A 15839-nucleotide genomic window follows, 5' to 3' on the forward strand; every position below is an offset into this window, starting at 1 on the left:
ACGCGCTCGAACGATTGAGCCGCGCGAACAAAAAGTGAGCCTAATCACCCCGTTCGAAGCGTGTCAATCAAATCCGTTGCGGCTGAACAATATGCGCAAGGCGAGTCCTCACCACGCGCTCCCCTGAAGCAGATTGATTAAACTGAACACTCGTCCAGCGGCAATGTGCCCAGCCCCCTCGACCAAGAGTGGTGCACCGCAACATGTTTCACACCCCCTGATGCCCCTCGGGCACGACAGGTCGGCGATCTCGTTGACTCATTCGTAGCCAACCTCCCGATCCGCGACATGCTCGAAGTCCGATTCGCCCGCTTCGATGCGACGGTGGACTAGCATTCATGATCGGTATAACGCCTGTTCGGAGTTGGTGTCCATCGCACATCTGATCCTGGGAGAGGCGAAAATGGGTCGGGCCAAAGTCGTTTCGCTGTGCGCGTGCTGCGCGGCCATGTTCACCGCCGTCATGCCGATATCGGGGGCGGCACCGGTCGATCCGAATCCGGACGGGGTGACGACCGATCTGGCGGCCGCGGTCCGCCGCGATCTGCACATCGAGATGGCGGAGTATCTGTCCCGGGCCGCGACCTCGCAGCGGCTGGCCGACTTCGAGAAGCTCGCCCGCGTGGCGTATCCGATGGTGTTCGCCGGGGTGCGGATGGACGGTGCGCGGGCACTGGTGTCACTGAGCGACGGCACGGGACTCGACGCCGCCACCGATGCCGCGCGCAAGGCCGGGTTCGAAGTGGTTCGGGTCGGGTCCAGTACGGCCGCCCTACAGCAGCGGCGGGCGGCGGTACGGCGCTGGATCGACGCCCAGCCTCCGCGGACCGGGCCATCCACGGATGATTCGGAGATTCCGGTGACGGTCGCCGCGCCCGGCGAACCGTTCAAGGGCGGCCAGCCCTATGGCATCGGCTTCGACGCGACGCATTACGGCAACTGCTCGTTGGGATTCAACGCGACCGATGCCGACGGACACGACGTGGCGATTTCGGCCGGGCACTGCGATCCGAACAATCTGGTCGATCCCGCAGCGAAAACCACCGAGCCGCACAAGATTTACGACTACGCCGCCGACGGTCTCGGCGACGAACTGGGCTATTTCGGGACGACGGAGTTCGGGCCGCACGACTACTCGATCCTGCGGTTCAACCCCGACCAGGTCGCGCGCTTCCGCAACAATCTGGTCGTCGCCGGTCCGTCGGAGAAGCCCGGACCCGCACCCGACGCCCCGACCTCTCCCACCCCCGGCGGCGGTTCGTCATCGAGCGGCAGCTCGAGCAGCACCAAGACCGAGCACCTGTCCTCGGGCAGCAGCCTCCCGGCGCAGGGCATCGGCGTCGAGACGACCGCGGCAGCCGCGACGATCGCCATCGACGGTGTCGCCAGCCCGGTCACCGGCATGCCCGCGTGCAAATCCGGTGCGATCACCGGATACACCTGCGGCACGGTCGATATGGTCGGCCAGACCTTCGAGGAGGGAGGTCTGCCGGGCACGGACCGGAAGGTGCAGGTCGAGGGCTTCTTCACGGTGACCACCTGCAGTGTGCAGGGCGACAGCGGCGGGTCGGTCCTCAGCGGGACCAAGGCACTCGGCCTGGTCAGCGGCGGCACCAGCAAGAATCATCAGTGCGCCGCCAACGACATCCTCACTTCCCAGCCGATCGACGCCGTGCTCGCGGCGAATCCGGGCCTGCACCTGCGCACCAGCTAGCCGAACGAGTCAGTGATCGGGCAGCCAGTTGCCGTGGAAGCCGTAGGGAACGCGGCGCGGTAGTCGGATCGTGGCCGTTGGCGGTGCGGACAAGTCCGAGGCGTCGAGAATGACCAGATCGCTGCGGTCCTCGGACTGGTCGTAGACGTAGGTCATGAGATAGCCGTCCCCGCCGGGGGTTTCGTCGGCGGGGACGAAGGACGCCTCCGACGGGATACGGCCGGGGCCGAATTCGTGGGCCGCGCCGCTGCCGGTGTGCAGGTCGTAGCGCAGGAGCGTGCCCCCACCGTCGGAGGCAGTCACCACGTGGCCGTAGCGGCAGTCGAGTCCGGCGAGGCGGTCGTCGATGCGGGGGAATTCGGCGGCGCGGTCGTCGAGTTGCTCCTCGCGGACGGTTCCGGTGGTGAGATCGATGGTCCAGCGCCACAGGGTCGCGCCCTCGTCGAAGGTGCGGGAATCGGTGCGCCACATGCTCGAATAGCGCATGACGTAGACGACGATGCGGTCGCCGTCCTCGTGGGCGTTCAGGGTGTGGAAGACGTAGCACGGGTCGATCGGGAACCAGCGGACGGCGCCGAACGGGTCATCGCGGCGCAGCACGCCGAGGCGGGCCTGGTAGTCGTCGCTCCAGCGGAAGGGCAGACCCGCGCCGGACATGGCGGTCGCGGCGTCGAAGAGCACCGGCAGGTCCATGAAGACGACATGCGCTGCGGTCAAGACGAAGTCGTGGTGCATGGTGGCGGCGGGGACGTCGATCGGGCGGCTGATCTCGAGATTGCCCGCGGCGTCGGCGCGATGGTAGGTCAGGTACGGCTCGAGGAAGTCGTAGCCGAAGAAGTGCAGTTCACCGGTGGTGGGGCAGGTCTTCGGATGCGCGGTCATGGCGGTGGTCAGCTTGCCGTCGAAATCGTGCGGCCCGACGGTGTCCAGCTCGCAGGTGATCTCGTAGGGGAACGAGGATTCCACGAGGGCGAGGGTGCGTCCGGCGTGCCGGACCACATGCGTATTCGCCACACCCGCCGCGTAATCCCGGTTGCCCTGGGCATCGAACATCGGCGCGTTGTCGGTGAACGTGCTGGTGCGCACCCATCTATTGCGGTACGACACCGCGCGGCCACCCTCGACACGGACGCCGTGCACCATGCCGTCGCCGAGGAACCAATGCGCTGACGCACCGGCGTGCGGGTTGGGTCCGTTGCGCAGGTACCAGCCGCTCAGCTCGTCCGGAATCGTTCCGGTGCAAGGCAATTCGTAGGCGGTCACTTCCTCGGTGACGGGTGCGTAGTTCCCGGTGAGATGCGGGACGGTCATGATCGGTTCCTAACTTCGGGCGAGTGCTAATCCGCGAGCGCGGCGCGGGCCTTGCCCTGGATGTGAGCGACATAGCGGATCGTGAAGACGACGGGGATGACGAAGGCCAGCACCTGCGCGGTCACCCGCGGCCCGGCCGAGCCGTGGGCCAGCGCGGCGAGGACGACACAGGCGATCACGAAGCTCGCCGCCCACACCGAGGTGAGCACGTAGGCGGTCCGGATGAACAGCGGCTGGTCCCAGAACTCCCGGACGATCCAGGGGGCGAAGGTCCGGAGATAGGACACGGCGAGAACTCCTCGGCGACAGCACATTCCAGTTCTGACATGTCCAAGACTGAGCCTCCTATACCGACATGTCAATAGTGGAATGTAAGGTGATCCGCATGAGTCTCCGGTACGCCCTGCTCGGTCTGCTGTCCGACGGCCCCGCCAGCGGCTACGACCTGCTGCGAACCTTCAAGCACTCGCTGGCCAATGTCTGGCCCGCGACGCAGAGCCAGATCTATACCGAGCTCACCAAACTCGCCGACACCGGTCTCATCGAGATCAGCGACGAAGGGCCACGCGGCCGCAAGGAATACACCCTCACCGCCGCCGGGCTCGACGACCTGCGCACCTGGTTGACGACGACCAAGCCGAAACCGGTGGTGCGCAACGAGGCCCTGCTCCGCATCTTCTTCCTCGGCGTCGTCCCCCGCGACCAAGCCCTCGCCTACCTGGCCGACATGGAAGAGCGGTCCTCCGCGGCCCACGAGGAACTGACCGAGCTGGAACGCCAAATCGATTGGGACGACAGCAATCTCTCCCGCTACGGTCGCATCGCCCTGGAATACGGCGAGCGCCTCACCGCCACGAACCGCGAATGGGCCCGCTGGGCGATCGAACAACTCCCACCCGAGGACTAGCGCTCGAGGGTGGTCAGAGGCCGAGGCCGTGAGCGAGAACTGGCCAGGAGGCGGGGAACTCGTCGTCCCAGTAGCCCCAGGAATGGGTGCCGTAGGGATGCAGTTCGACCGTCGCCGGAATGCCGAGTTCCTTCAGCCGGTCGGCCATGTCGCGGGTGCATTGGTCGACGGCCGCCTCGAGGATGCCGCCCACGAGTAGTTGGTTCGCGAGATTGTCTCCGCCACCGGCGAAGTGGCGATCCCCCGCCTGGTCGTGCGGGCCGGGCAGACCGTTGCCGCTCGACAGGTATAGGTCGACTCCGCGTAGCGCGTCGGCGTGCAGGTACGGATCTTCTGCCGCCCACATGGGGTCGTTGAAGGGGCCGTACATGTTCGCGGCGTCTCCCCCGCCGAAGCCGACGGTGATGCGAACGAAGGCCTGTCCCACCGGGTCCGCGATGCGCGCGCAGCCGCTGTAGGCGGCGACCGAGCGGTACAGGCCCGGCTTGGCGATCGGGAGTTGCAGGACCGAGGTGCCCGACATCGACACTCCCACAAGGCCGTTCACGCCATTGGTGGCAAGGGCGGTGTCGATGAGCGGGGGTAGTTCCTCGGTGAGATAGGTCGTCCACTTCATGACGCCCAGCCGCGGGTCGGGCAGTCGCCAGTCGGCGTAATAGGAGGCCGCACCACCGATCGGCTGCACCACATTCACGTTCTTGTCGGCCAGGAAGTCGAAGGCATTGGTGCGGCTGTCCCAGGACGCCGGGCCCTTGCCGCCGCTGCCGCCGCTCAGCAGGTAGAGCACCGGGCGCGGGGCGGAATCATCGGCGGCGCGCTGGACGTCGACGGGGAAGTCGGCGTTCATGGCGGCGGAGTGGACCGTCAGCCGGAGGTGGCGGTCGTCGATGACGCGGGTGCCGACAATGGTCGAACCATCCGGTGCCACCGGCGAATCGGTGGGGGCCACGATGTCCGGTTCGGCCATGGCGGCCCGGTCGAACGGCGTCGAGGACAGGGCGACCAGCATTGCCGCCGCCATAATCGCCGCGCTGCAGATGATCGAGCGGAATCGCACGTCCGGGTCCTGGTTCTCTGGGGCCGCCGCGCCCCCGATCCGGTGCTCATCGGGCGCGCGGCGGCGAGTCTGGCACCTCGCTTCTAACGGCAGGTTTCCGGTTGCTTGCGCGCAGCGAACACCTTGCGCACCGAGGACTCGGGCGTGCGGGGGCTCAGTCAAGGGTGAGGAGTTTGGCGGTGCCGGAGACGACGGTTTCGCTCTGGTCGACCAGGGCCACGCGCACCTGCACCGGCGTGCCGGAGGTCAGGGGCGTCTCGCCCGCCATCGGGGTCAGCGCGATGGTGGCGGTGTGCGGGGAGCCGTCGCAGGTGACGGTGGTCTGACTGCCGGTGGCGGCCGGTCGATCCGCGTTCGGGTCGCCGACCATGGCGTCGATACTCGCGACGCCCGCGGCGGATTCGCAGGTGTAGTCGATGCCGACGGCCGAGGGTTTGGCCGCCTCGACGGTGACCGAATTGGCGGCCAGCGCCGGCGCGGCGGCGAGCAGCCCGGTCAGGCCGAGGGTCGCGAACGCCATCACGACGGCCGTGGCGCGTGCGGGAATTCGTGTGGTGACCATGGGTTTCGTTCCTCCTGGGCTCGACATTCGTTGAACACAGCGGACCTCCATGGTCCACCGTCGGAGCCCCATCTGGCGGGAAAACCGACCGGCCGGAAAATCACGAATCGGGGACCGTATACGGTCGCGGGCGCGGGTCTCGTGGGAGACCATGGAGGCGCAGGGCGAATGATGAGGAGCGCCTGTGGATTCCGATCTGTGTTACGCCTCGGCTCGGGAACTGGCCGGCTGGCTGCGGCGGCGCGAGCTGTCCGCCGTGGAGGTGGTGCGGGCTCATCTCGACCGCATCGAGCGACTCAATCCCAAGGTCAATGCCATTGTCACCCTGGTGGCCGAGCAGGCGTTGGACGCGGCGCACGCGGCCGACAAGCGACTCGCCGACGGGGTGGAGCCCGGTCCGTTGCATGGGATTCCCATGGCGCACAAGGACACCCACGACACCGCGGGGATTCGCACCACCTACGGCAGCCCGCTGCTGGCGGAGAACGTTCCGGCGCGGGACGAGCTGGTGATCGAGCGGCTGAAGGCGGCCGGGGTGATCACCCTCGGCAAGACCAATGTGCCCGAATTCGCGGCGGGCTCGCACACCGTGAACCCGGTCTTCGGCGCGACCCGAAACCCCTACGACCTCGGCAAGTCTGCGGGCGGCAGCAGTGGCGGCGCGGCGGCCGCCCTGGCGTGCGGCATGCATCCGCTCGCCGACGGCAGCGATATGGGCGGCTCGCTGCGCAATCCCGCCTCGTTCTGCAATGTCGTGGGTTTCCGCCCCTCCCCCGGCCGGGTGCCGACCTGGCCGGATCCGGCGGCCTGGCAGACCCTCGCGGTGCAGGGGCCGATGGCACGCACGGTGTCCGACGCGGCGCTGCTGCTCTCGGTGCTGGCGGGCCCGGATCCGCGCAGCCCCCAATCGATTTCGGAGCCGGGATCGATCTTCGCGGCACCCTTGGAGCGCGATTTGCGCGGGCTGCGCGTGGCGTGGTCACCCGACCTGGGCGGGACGGTTCCTGTCGATCGCGCGGTCCGTGACGTCCTGGAACGCGCCGTCCACGTGTTCTCCGACCTCGGCGCGATCGTCACCGTGGACTGCCCCGACCTCTTCGGTGCCGAACAGGTCTTCCGAACCCTGCGGGCATGGTATTTCGCCCTCGGCCTGGGACCGCTATTGGCCCACCGCGACCACATGAAGCCCACCCTCGTCGCCAATATCGAAGAGGGCCTGCGTCTCACGGGCGACGACATCGCCGAAGCCGAAGTCCTCCATACGAATCTGTTCCACCGAGTCCGAGAGTTCTTCGAACGCTACGACATTCTCCTGCTCCCGGTCAGCCAGGTCCCGCCCTTCGACATCGACCTCGACTATCCAGAAGAGATCGCGGGCGAGCCGATGCACACCTACCTCGACTGGATGCGCTCCGCCTATTTCATCAGCGCCACCGGCTGCCCGGCATTGTCGGTCCCGGGCGGCTTCACCACCGCGTGGCTCCCGGTGGGCCTCCAAATCGTCGGCCCGCACCGCTGCGACCGCCTGGTCCTCGAGGTCGGCCACGCCTTCGAACAGGCAACCGGCTTCGCCACCGTCCGCCCCACCCTCGCCACCCGCTGATCGAAAACCCCAATGCCACGCCGTCTTCCCGAGACAGGCTGCAATGATCACCTCATGGCTTCCATCTCCCGAGAAATCCTCATCGACGTCCCACCCGACCAGGTCTGGGAAGTGGTCTCCGACTTCATCAACGGCCCCCTCCGCATGGCCCCCACCCTCGTCACCGCCACCACCGACCTGGGCGACAACACCCGCGAAGTCACCTTCACCCACGGCACCGTAGTCCGAGAACGCCTCATAACCCTCGACCCGGATTCCCACCGCTTCGTCTACTCCGTCTACTCCGGCACCCCCACCCCCCTCCACGACAACGCCGTCATGCAAGTCTTCCCCCACGGCCCCAACGCATCCCGCTTCATCTGGTCCCGAGACATCCTCCCCGACTCCCTCGCAGCCCCCTACGCAGCCACCATGGACCAAGCCCTCACCCTCTTCAAGAAAACCCTAGAATCCGCGTAACCCACGAGCATGCAATCCAGCAGACGTCTTCTCGACGTTTACCCGCCAAATTGCATGCTCGTGGGCTGAGCTACTACTCAGTCGAACACCACGCCGCGCAGTCGAGCCGTGTACTGGGCAGCTCGCTGCATCGCATCCCCGGCCGCATCCAATTCGATCAGCACCTCCTCCAACACCTCCCGAGCCCCGGCCACACAGTAGCCCGGCGTCGTAAGGGCACCAGCGCCAACGGTATCGATAATCACCCCAGACTCAGGCAGCGCCGCATACTCCTCAGACAGCTCCGCAACCGCTCGACGCAATTCACTCAACTGCGCCAGCAACCGTCCGCGCCGAACTTCGAGTTCGATCGGATCCTCCACCACGGTCTCCAGTCTGCATCACCGTGCAGGCGCGGGCGTTCTCGAACCTTCCAGCGGCGGTACGTGAATCGCCCGAAGCGCGGCCTCCCGCGCGAGCACTGCGACCGGCTGCGCGCCGCAAGTGCTCGCTTCTCTCCAATAGGAGTTCCCGCCGAAAGAGGTTGTCAGTAGGAGGCATTGACTCCGTACTCGGCCTGGGCGCGTGTAAAGCCGTCGTACACCAGCTGATCGATCAGTCCGGACCGAGAGAACGAGGTGTAATCGAGGTACTGCTTGGCGCACTTTGCCGCCTGCTCGTTCCAGTCCACGTTCAGGCTGTCCACTGCGAACGTAGCGTCTTCGGTGGAGAAGCCCTCGTACTCCAGCTGGTGGATCAGACCGCTACGGGAGAAGGCAGAGTAGTCGAGGTACTGCTGGGCAGACTGGATGGCGTTGCGCTGGCTGGAGGTGATGTCCTGCTTGGCGGGAGAAAACTCGACCGCGAGTGGCGAAACGGGCGCCGCGATATCCGGTTGAGCGTGATCAGCCGCTGCTAAAGCGCTGTTCCATGCCGGTGCCGCCAGGGCGAGAGCCAATACCGGGGCCCCAACCAACCACACCCATTTCTTCTGCTTCCTCGGCCCGTCCGCGGCCGACGGGTAGCTGGGCTGCGGGGCGGGCAACGGCTCGACGCGGGTCGGTGTGTTCACGGGTATCCATTCGTCAGGTGATGGGTGAAGCATCATGCAGTCGTGCCATCTGCTGACGTCAGAGTGTTGTTAGCCGGTCAGGCGCGGTGAGCGCCGGTTAGGCACGCGATGTCGGTGGGATGGCAGTCCATGTCCCCTGAGCATTTACTGGTCCGCCGGCACGGACTCGGCGCAACACATCGCCCGGCCGACTGGTGGCCACATAAGTGCTCAGAACCGAACGGCCGGTATATCTTTCGCCGTGCGGCGGCTGGGCAAGCCTGTGTCGATGGACGGTTCGATCGTGGTTTCTGCCATCGATGTACAGATCTTGCATTTGCGTCGCACGTCGTCAGTGTGCCCGAACAGCCTGTCGCGCGCTCTCCCGCAGCCGTGAACGAAGCGCGTATCAGCGGCTTACCGTGTCCGGTGCCATCAGGGGCGACGGCCGCGGGGCTTGTTGGCGGTGGGGGCGGCAATACCGTGGAGGAGGATTGTCATTACCGTGTCGGCAGCTTGCTCGACTCCGATACCCGGTTCGGCGGTCATCGTGAGGCCCATGTCCAGGAGTCGGCCGTAGACGTTCACGAGTGTGTCGATCGGTAGGTCGGTTCGTAGTGTGCCGGTGTCGATTCCGCGCTGCAGCACGGTTCGCACCGGTGCGTCGAGGGTTGGTTCGACGTGTGTCGGATCGGGTTTGTGGCCGAGGCGCATCAAGGCGAAATACTTGCTGCCTGTTGCGATGAGGGCGCGGGTGAGTCTGGCGATCGCTTCGGTGGTGGGGACGGTTTCGAGGCGGGCGTCGGTGATCCGGTCTCCGAGTTCGTTGATCGCGGCCCTTGTCATCTCCTGGACCAGAGCGTCTCTGTTGGGGAAATGGCGATACAGGGTTGCCCGGCCGATCCCGGCCGCGTCCGCGATGTCGGCCATGCTGGCGTCTTCACCCTTGTCGGCGATGACCATCGCCGCTCGCTCGATGATCAGCGTCGCCGTTCGCTCTCGGATCGCACCCATTGATCGAGCGTAGCCCGCAGAGATGCACTACTCTCGAAATGAGACAGATGGTGTCTCACTGGAGGTGGGTTATGAAGGGTCCGGTACTTGTCACGGGCTGCTCGTCCGGCATCGGGCGTGCCACAGCGTTAGCGCTGGTCAAAGCCGGTCTACCGACGTGGGCCTCGGCGCGGCGGCGCGAATCGCTCACCGAACTGGAGGCCGCGGGCTGTCATACCATCGAACTGGATGTGACCATCGAGGAATCCCGCGTCAATGCGGTCGCAACGATCGAGAACGCCGCTGGGCGGCTGGGCGCGTTGGTCAACAACGCCGGGTATTCCCAGATCGGCCCAGTCGAGGAAGTGTCACTCGAGAGCCTGCGTCAACAATTCGAGACCAATGTCTTCGGCCTGATCCGGCTGTGCCAGTTGGTATTGCCGGGCATGCGGGAGCAGCACGGCGGCACCATCGTGAACCTCGGCTCCGCCGCCGGCCTGGTCACCCCGCCCGCCTCGGCCGCCTACAGCATGACCAAGTACTCGTTGGAAGCACTCAGCGACGCATTGCGTTTCGAGGTCCGCGACTTCGGTGTTCGGGTGGTGCTGTTGGAACCGGGTGCGGTCCGCAGCGAGTTCATCGCGACCGGGCAGGCCACCATGCCCATCGGTAGCGGCCCCTACGAGGCGTTCAAACACAACGTGATCACCATGATCGAACGAACCCACCGACCTACCGCAGGTGGTGTTCTCGACGCGAACACAGTCGCCGACGTCATCGTGAAAGCGATCACCGCCAAATCGCCCAAAGCGCGATATCGAATCGGTTCCCAGGCCCGTGTCATGCCCCGGGTGCGACACCTACTCGGCGACCGCCTCTGGGACGCAACGATGCGGCGACTCGTCCCGACCGGTCAATCGGCACCGGTCGCCTGGTCGCGGAGCCAGCGGGAGTAGGCCGGGTCGATGTCGGGGGCGAGGCGGTCGAATTCACGAAGTGCGGCTGCGGTGCCGGTCAGACGAGCGTGGTGGGCGGCTCGAGCGGCGAGCAGCTTGGGTTCGTTCGGTGCGTGGGTCAGGCCCGCCTGGGCGACGGCGAGGGCGGCGGGATGGTCGCCGCGCTCCGCGTGCAGGTCGGACAGGTCGAGATATAGAGACCAGTTGTCCGGCTCCAGGGCGAGTGCGCGGTGGAATGCCGCGGCCGATTCGTCGAGGTTTCCCAGTAGCCGCCAGGTCCCGCCTCGAACGACCTCGGTCAGCATGGTTCGGCCGATACGGTCGGCGCGGTCGCACAGCGCCAGCGACTCGTCCGTCCTACCCAACAGGCGAAGCGAGATCGCCAGCCCGGCAAAGTCTTCGGGACCCAACTCCGGCCGAGCCGTGATCGTCTCGATCGCCCGCGACCACGGCACCGCGGCGGCATCCTCGGGCACCGCCGCATGGTCGAAGAGCAGACACACGGCCTCCCGCACGGCTTCGATACTTACCGCGGACAGGAAGGACACGTCGGCGAACCACGGCGCGTCGGCCCACGGTATGTGCGGACTGACGCCGCTGAGCGCACCGAGAGTGACAACGGCATCGTCCAACCGACCGTCCAAGAAGTGGGCGAAGGCCAACAGCGGCGCGACAGTCGCATCATTGCCGGGCAACTCACCGAGGGTGGGTAGCAACTCGACCGCAGCCGCGTAAACCTCGGCGTCGGACGGCGCGGCGGCGATCGCACGAGACAGATAGCGGGCGGCCCGTTCACGATCACCACCGCAGTGAGCCAACACATTCGCCAGGACGACATCGACGGACATCCGACCACAGTATGGGATACAGACCCGCCGTCCAGACCCGAAATATATTGGGAGAGTGCGGTTGCCGTGTGCGGGCCGGGTTGGGCCGGCCCGCGAGGGCGGCGGTTACTCCGCAGGGGTGAGGAAGACCGGGAGGGCGGTGTGGCCGTTGGAGATGAAGCTGCCGAGGGGGGTCAGATCCTTGGCCTCCGTGGCCAGGCGGAGGTCCGGGAAGCGGGCGAACAGGGCCGGGAGGGCGATGGAAGCTTCCAGGCGGGCCAGCGGCGCGCCCAGGCAGTGGTGGGCGCCGTGGCCGAAAGCTACGTGTTGGTCCTTGGTTTCGCGGTGGATGTCGAAGGTGTCGGTGGTTTCGCCGTGGATTTTGGGGTCGCGGCTGGCTCCGGCGTAGGAGGCGAGGATGGCTTCGCCCTTGGGGATGGTGTGGCCGTCGATGTCGATGTCCTCCACCGCATATCGCAGCGGCAGGTGGGCGACGGGGGCCTGATAGCGCAGGGTCTCCTCGATGACGTCGCTCCAGGACGCGCGCTCGGCGAGCACGTCGGCCAGCTGCTCGGGATGGGCGAGCAGCGCGACCACGGCCTGGCCGAGCAGGTTGACGGTGGTCTCGTGCCCGGCATTGATGACCAGCATGAGGGTCGCGACCAGTTCGGCCTCGCTCAGCTGCGAGCCGTCCTCGTCGTCGCGCGCGGCAATCATGGCGGAGGTGATGTCGTCGCCCGGGTTGTCGCGGCGGTAGGCGACGAGTTCGCCGATGCGCTCGGCCATTTCGAGGTAGTTGGCCATCGACTCCTCGGCCGTCAACGAGCCGTCGAAGAAGCCGTCGACGCACTTGTGGATGGCCTCGTCCAGATGCTCGGGCACACCCATCAGGCTGGAGATCACATTGATCGGCACCGGGTAGGCGAACAGCGAGCGCAGGTCCACCTGCGAACCCTCGGGCAGCGCGGCCAGCTCGTCGAGCAGCTCGGTCACGATGGCCTCGATGCGCTCGCGCATGGCGGTGGTGCGGCGGTTGGTGAACGCCGGGGACACCAGCTTGCGCAGGCGGCGATGGTCGGAACCGTAGGCGGTGAACATGTTCTCCGCGATCACCCACGGCAGCAGCGGCCACGCCTCGGTGATCTCGCCATTGCGGAACGCCGCCCAGTGCTGGCGCGGGTCCTTCGACACGCGCGGGTCGGCGAGCAGGCTCTTCAGCACGGCCTGATCGGTAACCGACCACGCCGGCACACCGCCGGGCAACTCGACCAGCGTGACCGAGCCCTGCTCGCGAATCCGCGCGGACTCGCCCTGAATATCCGCGCCGGTGACATCCAGCACGATCGGGCTGTTGGACATAGGTAGTGCTCCTTGATTTCGCGCGTAGCGCGGGTTTACACCGCGCGCAGCGCGGGGGTGATCGGGAATTCGACCGGCAGTGCCACCATGGCGCGGTGGAACGGCCCTGGACGCCAAGAGATTTCGTGCTTCGGAACCGACAGCTGCATATCGGGCAGCGCATCGAGCAGCTGGTCGATGGCGGTCTGCACGACCAGATAGGCGACCGAGCGGGCGGGGCAGGCGTGCGGTCCCGCGCTCCAGGCCAGATGCGAGCGGTTGCCGGTGCGATCGCCGCCCGCGATCTCCGGATCGTTGTTGCAGGCCGCGAGGCTGATCATGACCGGCTGATGCGCGGGCAGCCAGGTGGTGTCGATCAGAATGGGCTGCCGCGGATAGCTGATGGCGAAATTGGCCATCGGCGGGTCGTTGAACAACACCTCGTCGAGCGCGTCCCGCGTGGATAGGCTGCCACCCAGCACATCTCCGCCGAACCGGTCGTCGGTCAGCATCAGCAGCAGGGTGTTACTGATCAGATTCTGCATGGGCTCGATGCCCGCGCCGTAGAAGCTGACCAGCTGATACAGCATCTCCTCGTCATTGAGACGCGCCGCGTGATGGGCCATTCGGGAGGTGACGTCATCGCCCGGCTCGGCGCGCTTGAGCGCGATCAACTCCAGCAGCGCCTCCCCCAGCGTTTGCATTCCCCACGCCGCGTTGACGGTATCGAACAGCGCCGCCATCCCGGTGGCCACCCGCTGACCGATATCGGCCGAGCAGCCCACCAATTGATTGAGCACCTCGAACACCAGCGGCAGCGCGTACTGCGACACCAGATCCGCCGCGCCCTCGGCCTCGATCGCCGCGATCAACGGCCCCGCGATCTGCTCGACGGTGAAATGCACCGCGTGCAAATCGATCCCGTCGATGGCCGCGGTATAGGCCTGCCGGTACCGCGCGTGCTCGGCCCCGGAGTTGCGCAGCGCGTTCGGATACCACTGCATCATCGGCTTGACCGGCGAATCGTCGGGAATCCCCTCCTGCCACACCCGCGGATCGGCGGGAAAGTGTTCGGGATCATTGAGAATCCGCAAGGCGGTCCGGTAGTTCACCACCAGCGTCGCCGGCACACCCGGCGACAGTTCGATGGGCACCATGGCGCCGTGCTTGCGCCGCATCTCCCGATAGGCGCCGTGCGGATCGGCCGCGAATTCCGCTGTCCCCAAGGGAATCCGAGGCACCTCCCCCCGACTCATCACCGGACAACCCGCCGATGCCCCCGAGAAATCGCGCCACGACCCCGTCGTCTCCAACCGAAACTCCCTACCGAAGAACAGCTTTCACCAACCCACCGAGTCACCCCGATCGAGCCAACGCTTGGCACACTAGCAGCCCGCCAGCACACCCACCGTCTTTGTCGCGCGGTGCTATTCGTCGATCGAGGTGATCAGCGTCCGATTGCCGTCGGTGCGAGTGGTGACGGTCTGGGTGAACACGTCGGGCAGCTGCCCCGGCGGCTGCTGGGTGATCTTGACCGACCAATGGTCGTTGTCGGTGGGCGAGATTCGGCTCACCTGAACGCAGTAGCGGGTGCCCAACGGGACGGAGTCGATGCCGGACTGGATCTTCGGCGCGTCGGCCACGCTCGCGGAGTCGTCGGCCACGAATTGCCGTGCGGCGGGACCGGAGCGCAGCACGTAGTAGGCGTATTGGAAGCCGAGGATGGCGTCCGGCCCGGAGGTGGTGTTGCCGGAATCGATTCCGGACACGCCATCGGGCGTCCGGCGCGACGGGCAGCCGTCGGCGGCCAAACTCGCGGAGGTGGTGAGCGAGGCGGGCGCGCTGCTCGGAACCGACTTGCTCGCAGCGGTGGTGGTGAGGATGGCCGCCGAATGCGAACTCGGCGTCACGAGCGACGAGATCAGCCCGACAACGGCCGCGGTGGCACCGGCCAGCAACGCGACCGCCGAGAAGGCCAGGACGGTCCGCGATCGCCGCCACGACCGCGATACCTCGTTCGCGCTGTGCCGACCCGTTTCTCGCGGCGGCGGGGCGGGCGGGCGCGGCCGAGCCGCGGCCAGCGCCGCGTTCACCGCGGCCGCTAGCTCTGTGCAGGTGGCGAATCGGTCGCGCGGGTTCTTGGCCATGGCCCGCGCCAGAATCGGATCCAGGGCGGGCGGCAGCGCCGGATTCAGCGGGCGCACCGAGGGCACCGGCGCACTGACGTGCCCATAGATCAGGCGCGGCAGATCCCCGTCGGCGTACGGCGGCACACCGGTGAGCATGGCGAACAGCGTGCAGCCCAGCGAATACACATCCGAGCGCCGATCCACCCGCGCCTCGCCGTGGAATCGCTCGGGCGCGGTGTACTGGAAGCTCGCCATCACCTCACCGTTCTCGGTGATGCCGCGCACCTCGTGATTGGACTGGGCGATCCCGAAGTCGCTGAGCAGCGCCCATTCTCGCGGCTGGGCGGTGAGCAGGATATTGGCGGGCTTCACGTCCCGGTGCAGCACGCCCGCGTCGTGGGCGTAATCGAGGGCGCGGGCGACGTCGGCGGTGATGGCGGCGGCACGCTTGGGTTCGAGCGGACCGTTCAGCAGTTCGGCGGCGAGATCGGACCCGTCGACGTAGGCCATGGCCAGCCACTGGCGGCCCTGTTCCTCGCCCCGCGCGTAGATCGTGACGATGTTCGGATGCGCGAGCCGGGCAATGATATTGGCCTCGCGCAGGAACCGCTGCCGGGACTCGTCGTCATCGCCCGCAACGCTGTTGAGCAGCTTCAATGCGACGAATCTGGGTAGGTCTCGGTCATGGGCCAGATAGACCTCACCCGTGCCACCGGTACCGAGCAACCGCTCGACTTGATACCCGGCGAAGATCACTCCCGGCCGGAGTTGCTCAGCCAACCTCTTCCTCCCGATTCACCCGCACCGCAGACAATACCGATCCACGCCGATCGAATGCCCCACGAGTCCGCCATGTCCATGGGCCTCGACCCGCCGGACCGCCCGTGCGACACAGGTGAATTCGATATCCTTCAGATTGGAACTACTCGCGAGTTGTACTCGGCGGGAAGGAC

General features: G+C 66.6%; 16 protein-coding genes. 5 read left to right on the forward strand and 11 right to left on the reverse strand.

The features are described 5' to 3' along the window. The first annotated feature begins 403 nt into the window (after window positions 1–403). Window positions 404–1714, forward strand: coding sequence for a S1 family peptidase (locus VMT65_RS08795; protein WP_326307557.1), 1311 nt, complete (start codon window positions 404–406; stop codon window positions 1712–1714). A gap of 9 nt (window positions 1715–1723) precedes the next feature. Here VMT65_RS08795 and VMT65_RS08800 read toward each other — a convergent pair whose 3' ends face one another. Together VMT65_RS08800 and VMT65_RS08805 are read right to left on the reverse strand one after the other, a co-directional pair. Then, window positions 1724–3025, reverse strand: coding sequence for a carotenoid oxygenase family protein (locus VMT65_RS08800; RefSeq protein WP_326307558.1), 1302 nt, complete (start codon window positions 3023–3025; stop codon window positions 1724–1726). Between the two features lie 26 nt (window positions 3026–3051). Then, window positions 3052–3312: a hypothetical protein gene (locus tag VMT65_RS08805; RefSeq protein ID WP_326307559.1), complete on the reverse strand. Its 261-nt coding sequence runs from the start codon at window positions 3310–3312 to the stop codon at window positions 3052–3054. Window positions 3313–3410: 98 nt separating this feature from the next. Here VMT65_RS08805 and VMT65_RS08810 point away from each other — a divergent pair, with 98 nt between their 5' ends. Beyond that, window positions 3411–3932 carry a PadR family transcriptional regulator gene (locus tag VMT65_RS08810; RefSeq protein ID WP_326307560.1) on the forward strand — a complete coding sequence of 174 codons (522 nt, stop codon included), beginning with the start codon at window positions 3411–3413 and terminating at the stop codon, window positions 3930–3932. Window positions 3933–3945: 13 nt separating this feature from the next. On the opposite strand, the gene VMT65_RS08815 is transcribed toward VMT65_RS08810, so the two are convergent. Beyond that, complete coding sequence (locus VMT65_RS08815; protein ID WP_442790235.1) at window positions 3946–4953, reverse strand: alpha/beta hydrolase; 1008 nt, start codon at window positions 4951–4953, stop codon at window positions 3946–3948. 190 nt (window positions 4954–5143) lie between these two features. Then, window positions 5144–5551 (reverse strand): hypothetical protein, encoded by a 408-nt coding sequence (locus VMT65_RS08820; protein ID WP_326307562.1) that lies wholly within the window; start codon window positions 5549–5551, stop codon window positions 5144–5146. Window positions 5552–5735: 184 nt separating this feature from the next. On the opposite strand from VMT65_RS08820, the gene VMT65_RS08825 reads away from it, so the two are divergent. Then, a complete protein-coding gene (locus tag VMT65_RS08825; RefSeq protein ID WP_326307563.1) occupies window positions 5736–7154 on the forward strand; it encodes an amidase in 1419 nt (472 codons plus the stop codon). Window positions 7155–7208: 54 nt separating this feature from the next. After that, window positions 7209–7613: an SRPBCC family protein gene (locus VMT65_RS08830; RefSeq protein WP_326307564.1), complete on the forward strand. Its 405-nt coding sequence runs from the start codon at window positions 7209–7211 to the stop codon at window positions 7611–7613. A 77-nt stretch (window positions 7614–7690) separates the two neighbouring features. On the opposite strand, the gene VMT65_RS08835 is transcribed toward VMT65_RS08830, so the two are convergent. The 3 genes from VMT65_RS08835 to VMT65_RS08845 all read right to left on the reverse strand — a co-directional run bounded on the left by VMT65_RS08835 (window position 7691) and on the right by VMT65_RS08845 (window position 9657). Then, entirely contained in the window at window positions 7691–7978 is a 288-nt protein-coding gene (locus tag VMT65_RS08835) for a hypothetical protein (RefSeq protein ID WP_326307565.1), read from the reverse strand. A gap of 161 nt (window positions 7979–8139) precedes the next feature. Then, a complete protein-coding gene (locus tag VMT65_RS08840; protein ID WP_326307566.1) occupies window positions 8140–8664 on the reverse strand; it encodes an Ltp family lipoprotein in 525 nt (174 codons plus the stop codon). A 414-nt stretch (window positions 8665–9078) separates the two neighbouring features. Then, a complete protein-coding gene (locus VMT65_RS08845; RefSeq protein WP_326307567.1) occupies window positions 9079–9657 on the reverse strand; it encodes a TetR/AcrR family transcriptional regulator in 579 nt (192 codons plus the stop codon). Window positions 9658–9728: 71 nt separating this feature from the next. Here VMT65_RS08845 and VMT65_RS08850 point away from each other — a divergent pair, with 71 nt between their 5' ends. Continuing rightward, on the forward strand, window positions 9729–10592 hold the full coding sequence (locus VMT65_RS08850; RefSeq protein ID WP_326307568.1) for an SDR family NAD(P)-dependent oxidoreductase: 864 nt from the start codon (window positions 9729–9731) through the stop codon (window positions 10590–10592). On the opposite strand, the gene VMT65_RS08855 is transcribed toward VMT65_RS08850, so the two are convergent. The 4 genes from VMT65_RS08855 to VMT65_RS08870 all read right to left on the reverse strand — a co-directional run bounded on the left by VMT65_RS08855 (window position 10550) and on the right by VMT65_RS08870 (window position 15666). Next, window positions 10550–11440 carry a tetratricopeptide repeat protein gene (locus VMT65_RS08855; RefSeq protein WP_326307569.1) on the reverse strand — a complete coding sequence of 297 codons (891 nt, stop codon included), beginning with the start codon at window positions 11438–11440 and terminating at the stop codon, window positions 10550–10552. The genes VMT65_RS08850 and VMT65_RS08855 overlap by 43 nt on opposite strands. A gap of 105 nt (window positions 11441–11545) precedes the next feature. Beyond that, window positions 11546–12778 (reverse strand): cytochrome P450 family protein, encoded by a 1233-nt coding sequence (locus VMT65_RS08860; protein ID WP_326307570.1) that lies wholly within the window; start codon window positions 12776–12778, stop codon window positions 11546–11548. A 35-nt stretch (window positions 12779–12813) separates the two neighbouring features. After that, on the reverse strand, window positions 12814–14013 hold the full coding sequence (locus VMT65_RS08865) for a cytochrome P450 (protein WP_326307571.1): 1200 nt from the start codon (window positions 14011–14013) through the stop codon (window positions 12814–12816). Between the two features lie 171 nt (window positions 14014–14184). Next, window positions 14185–15666 (reverse strand): serine/threonine-protein kinase, encoded by a 1482-nt coding sequence (locus VMT65_RS08870; RefSeq protein ID WP_326307572.1) that lies wholly within the window; start codon window positions 15664–15666, stop codon window positions 14185–14187. Window positions 15667–15839 lie beyond the last annotated feature (173 nt).

The sequence above is a fragment of the Nocardia sp. CDC153 genome (assembly GCF_035818515.1).
GTDB lineage: Bacteria > Actinomycetota > Actinomycetes > Mycobacteriales > Mycobacteriaceae > Nocardia.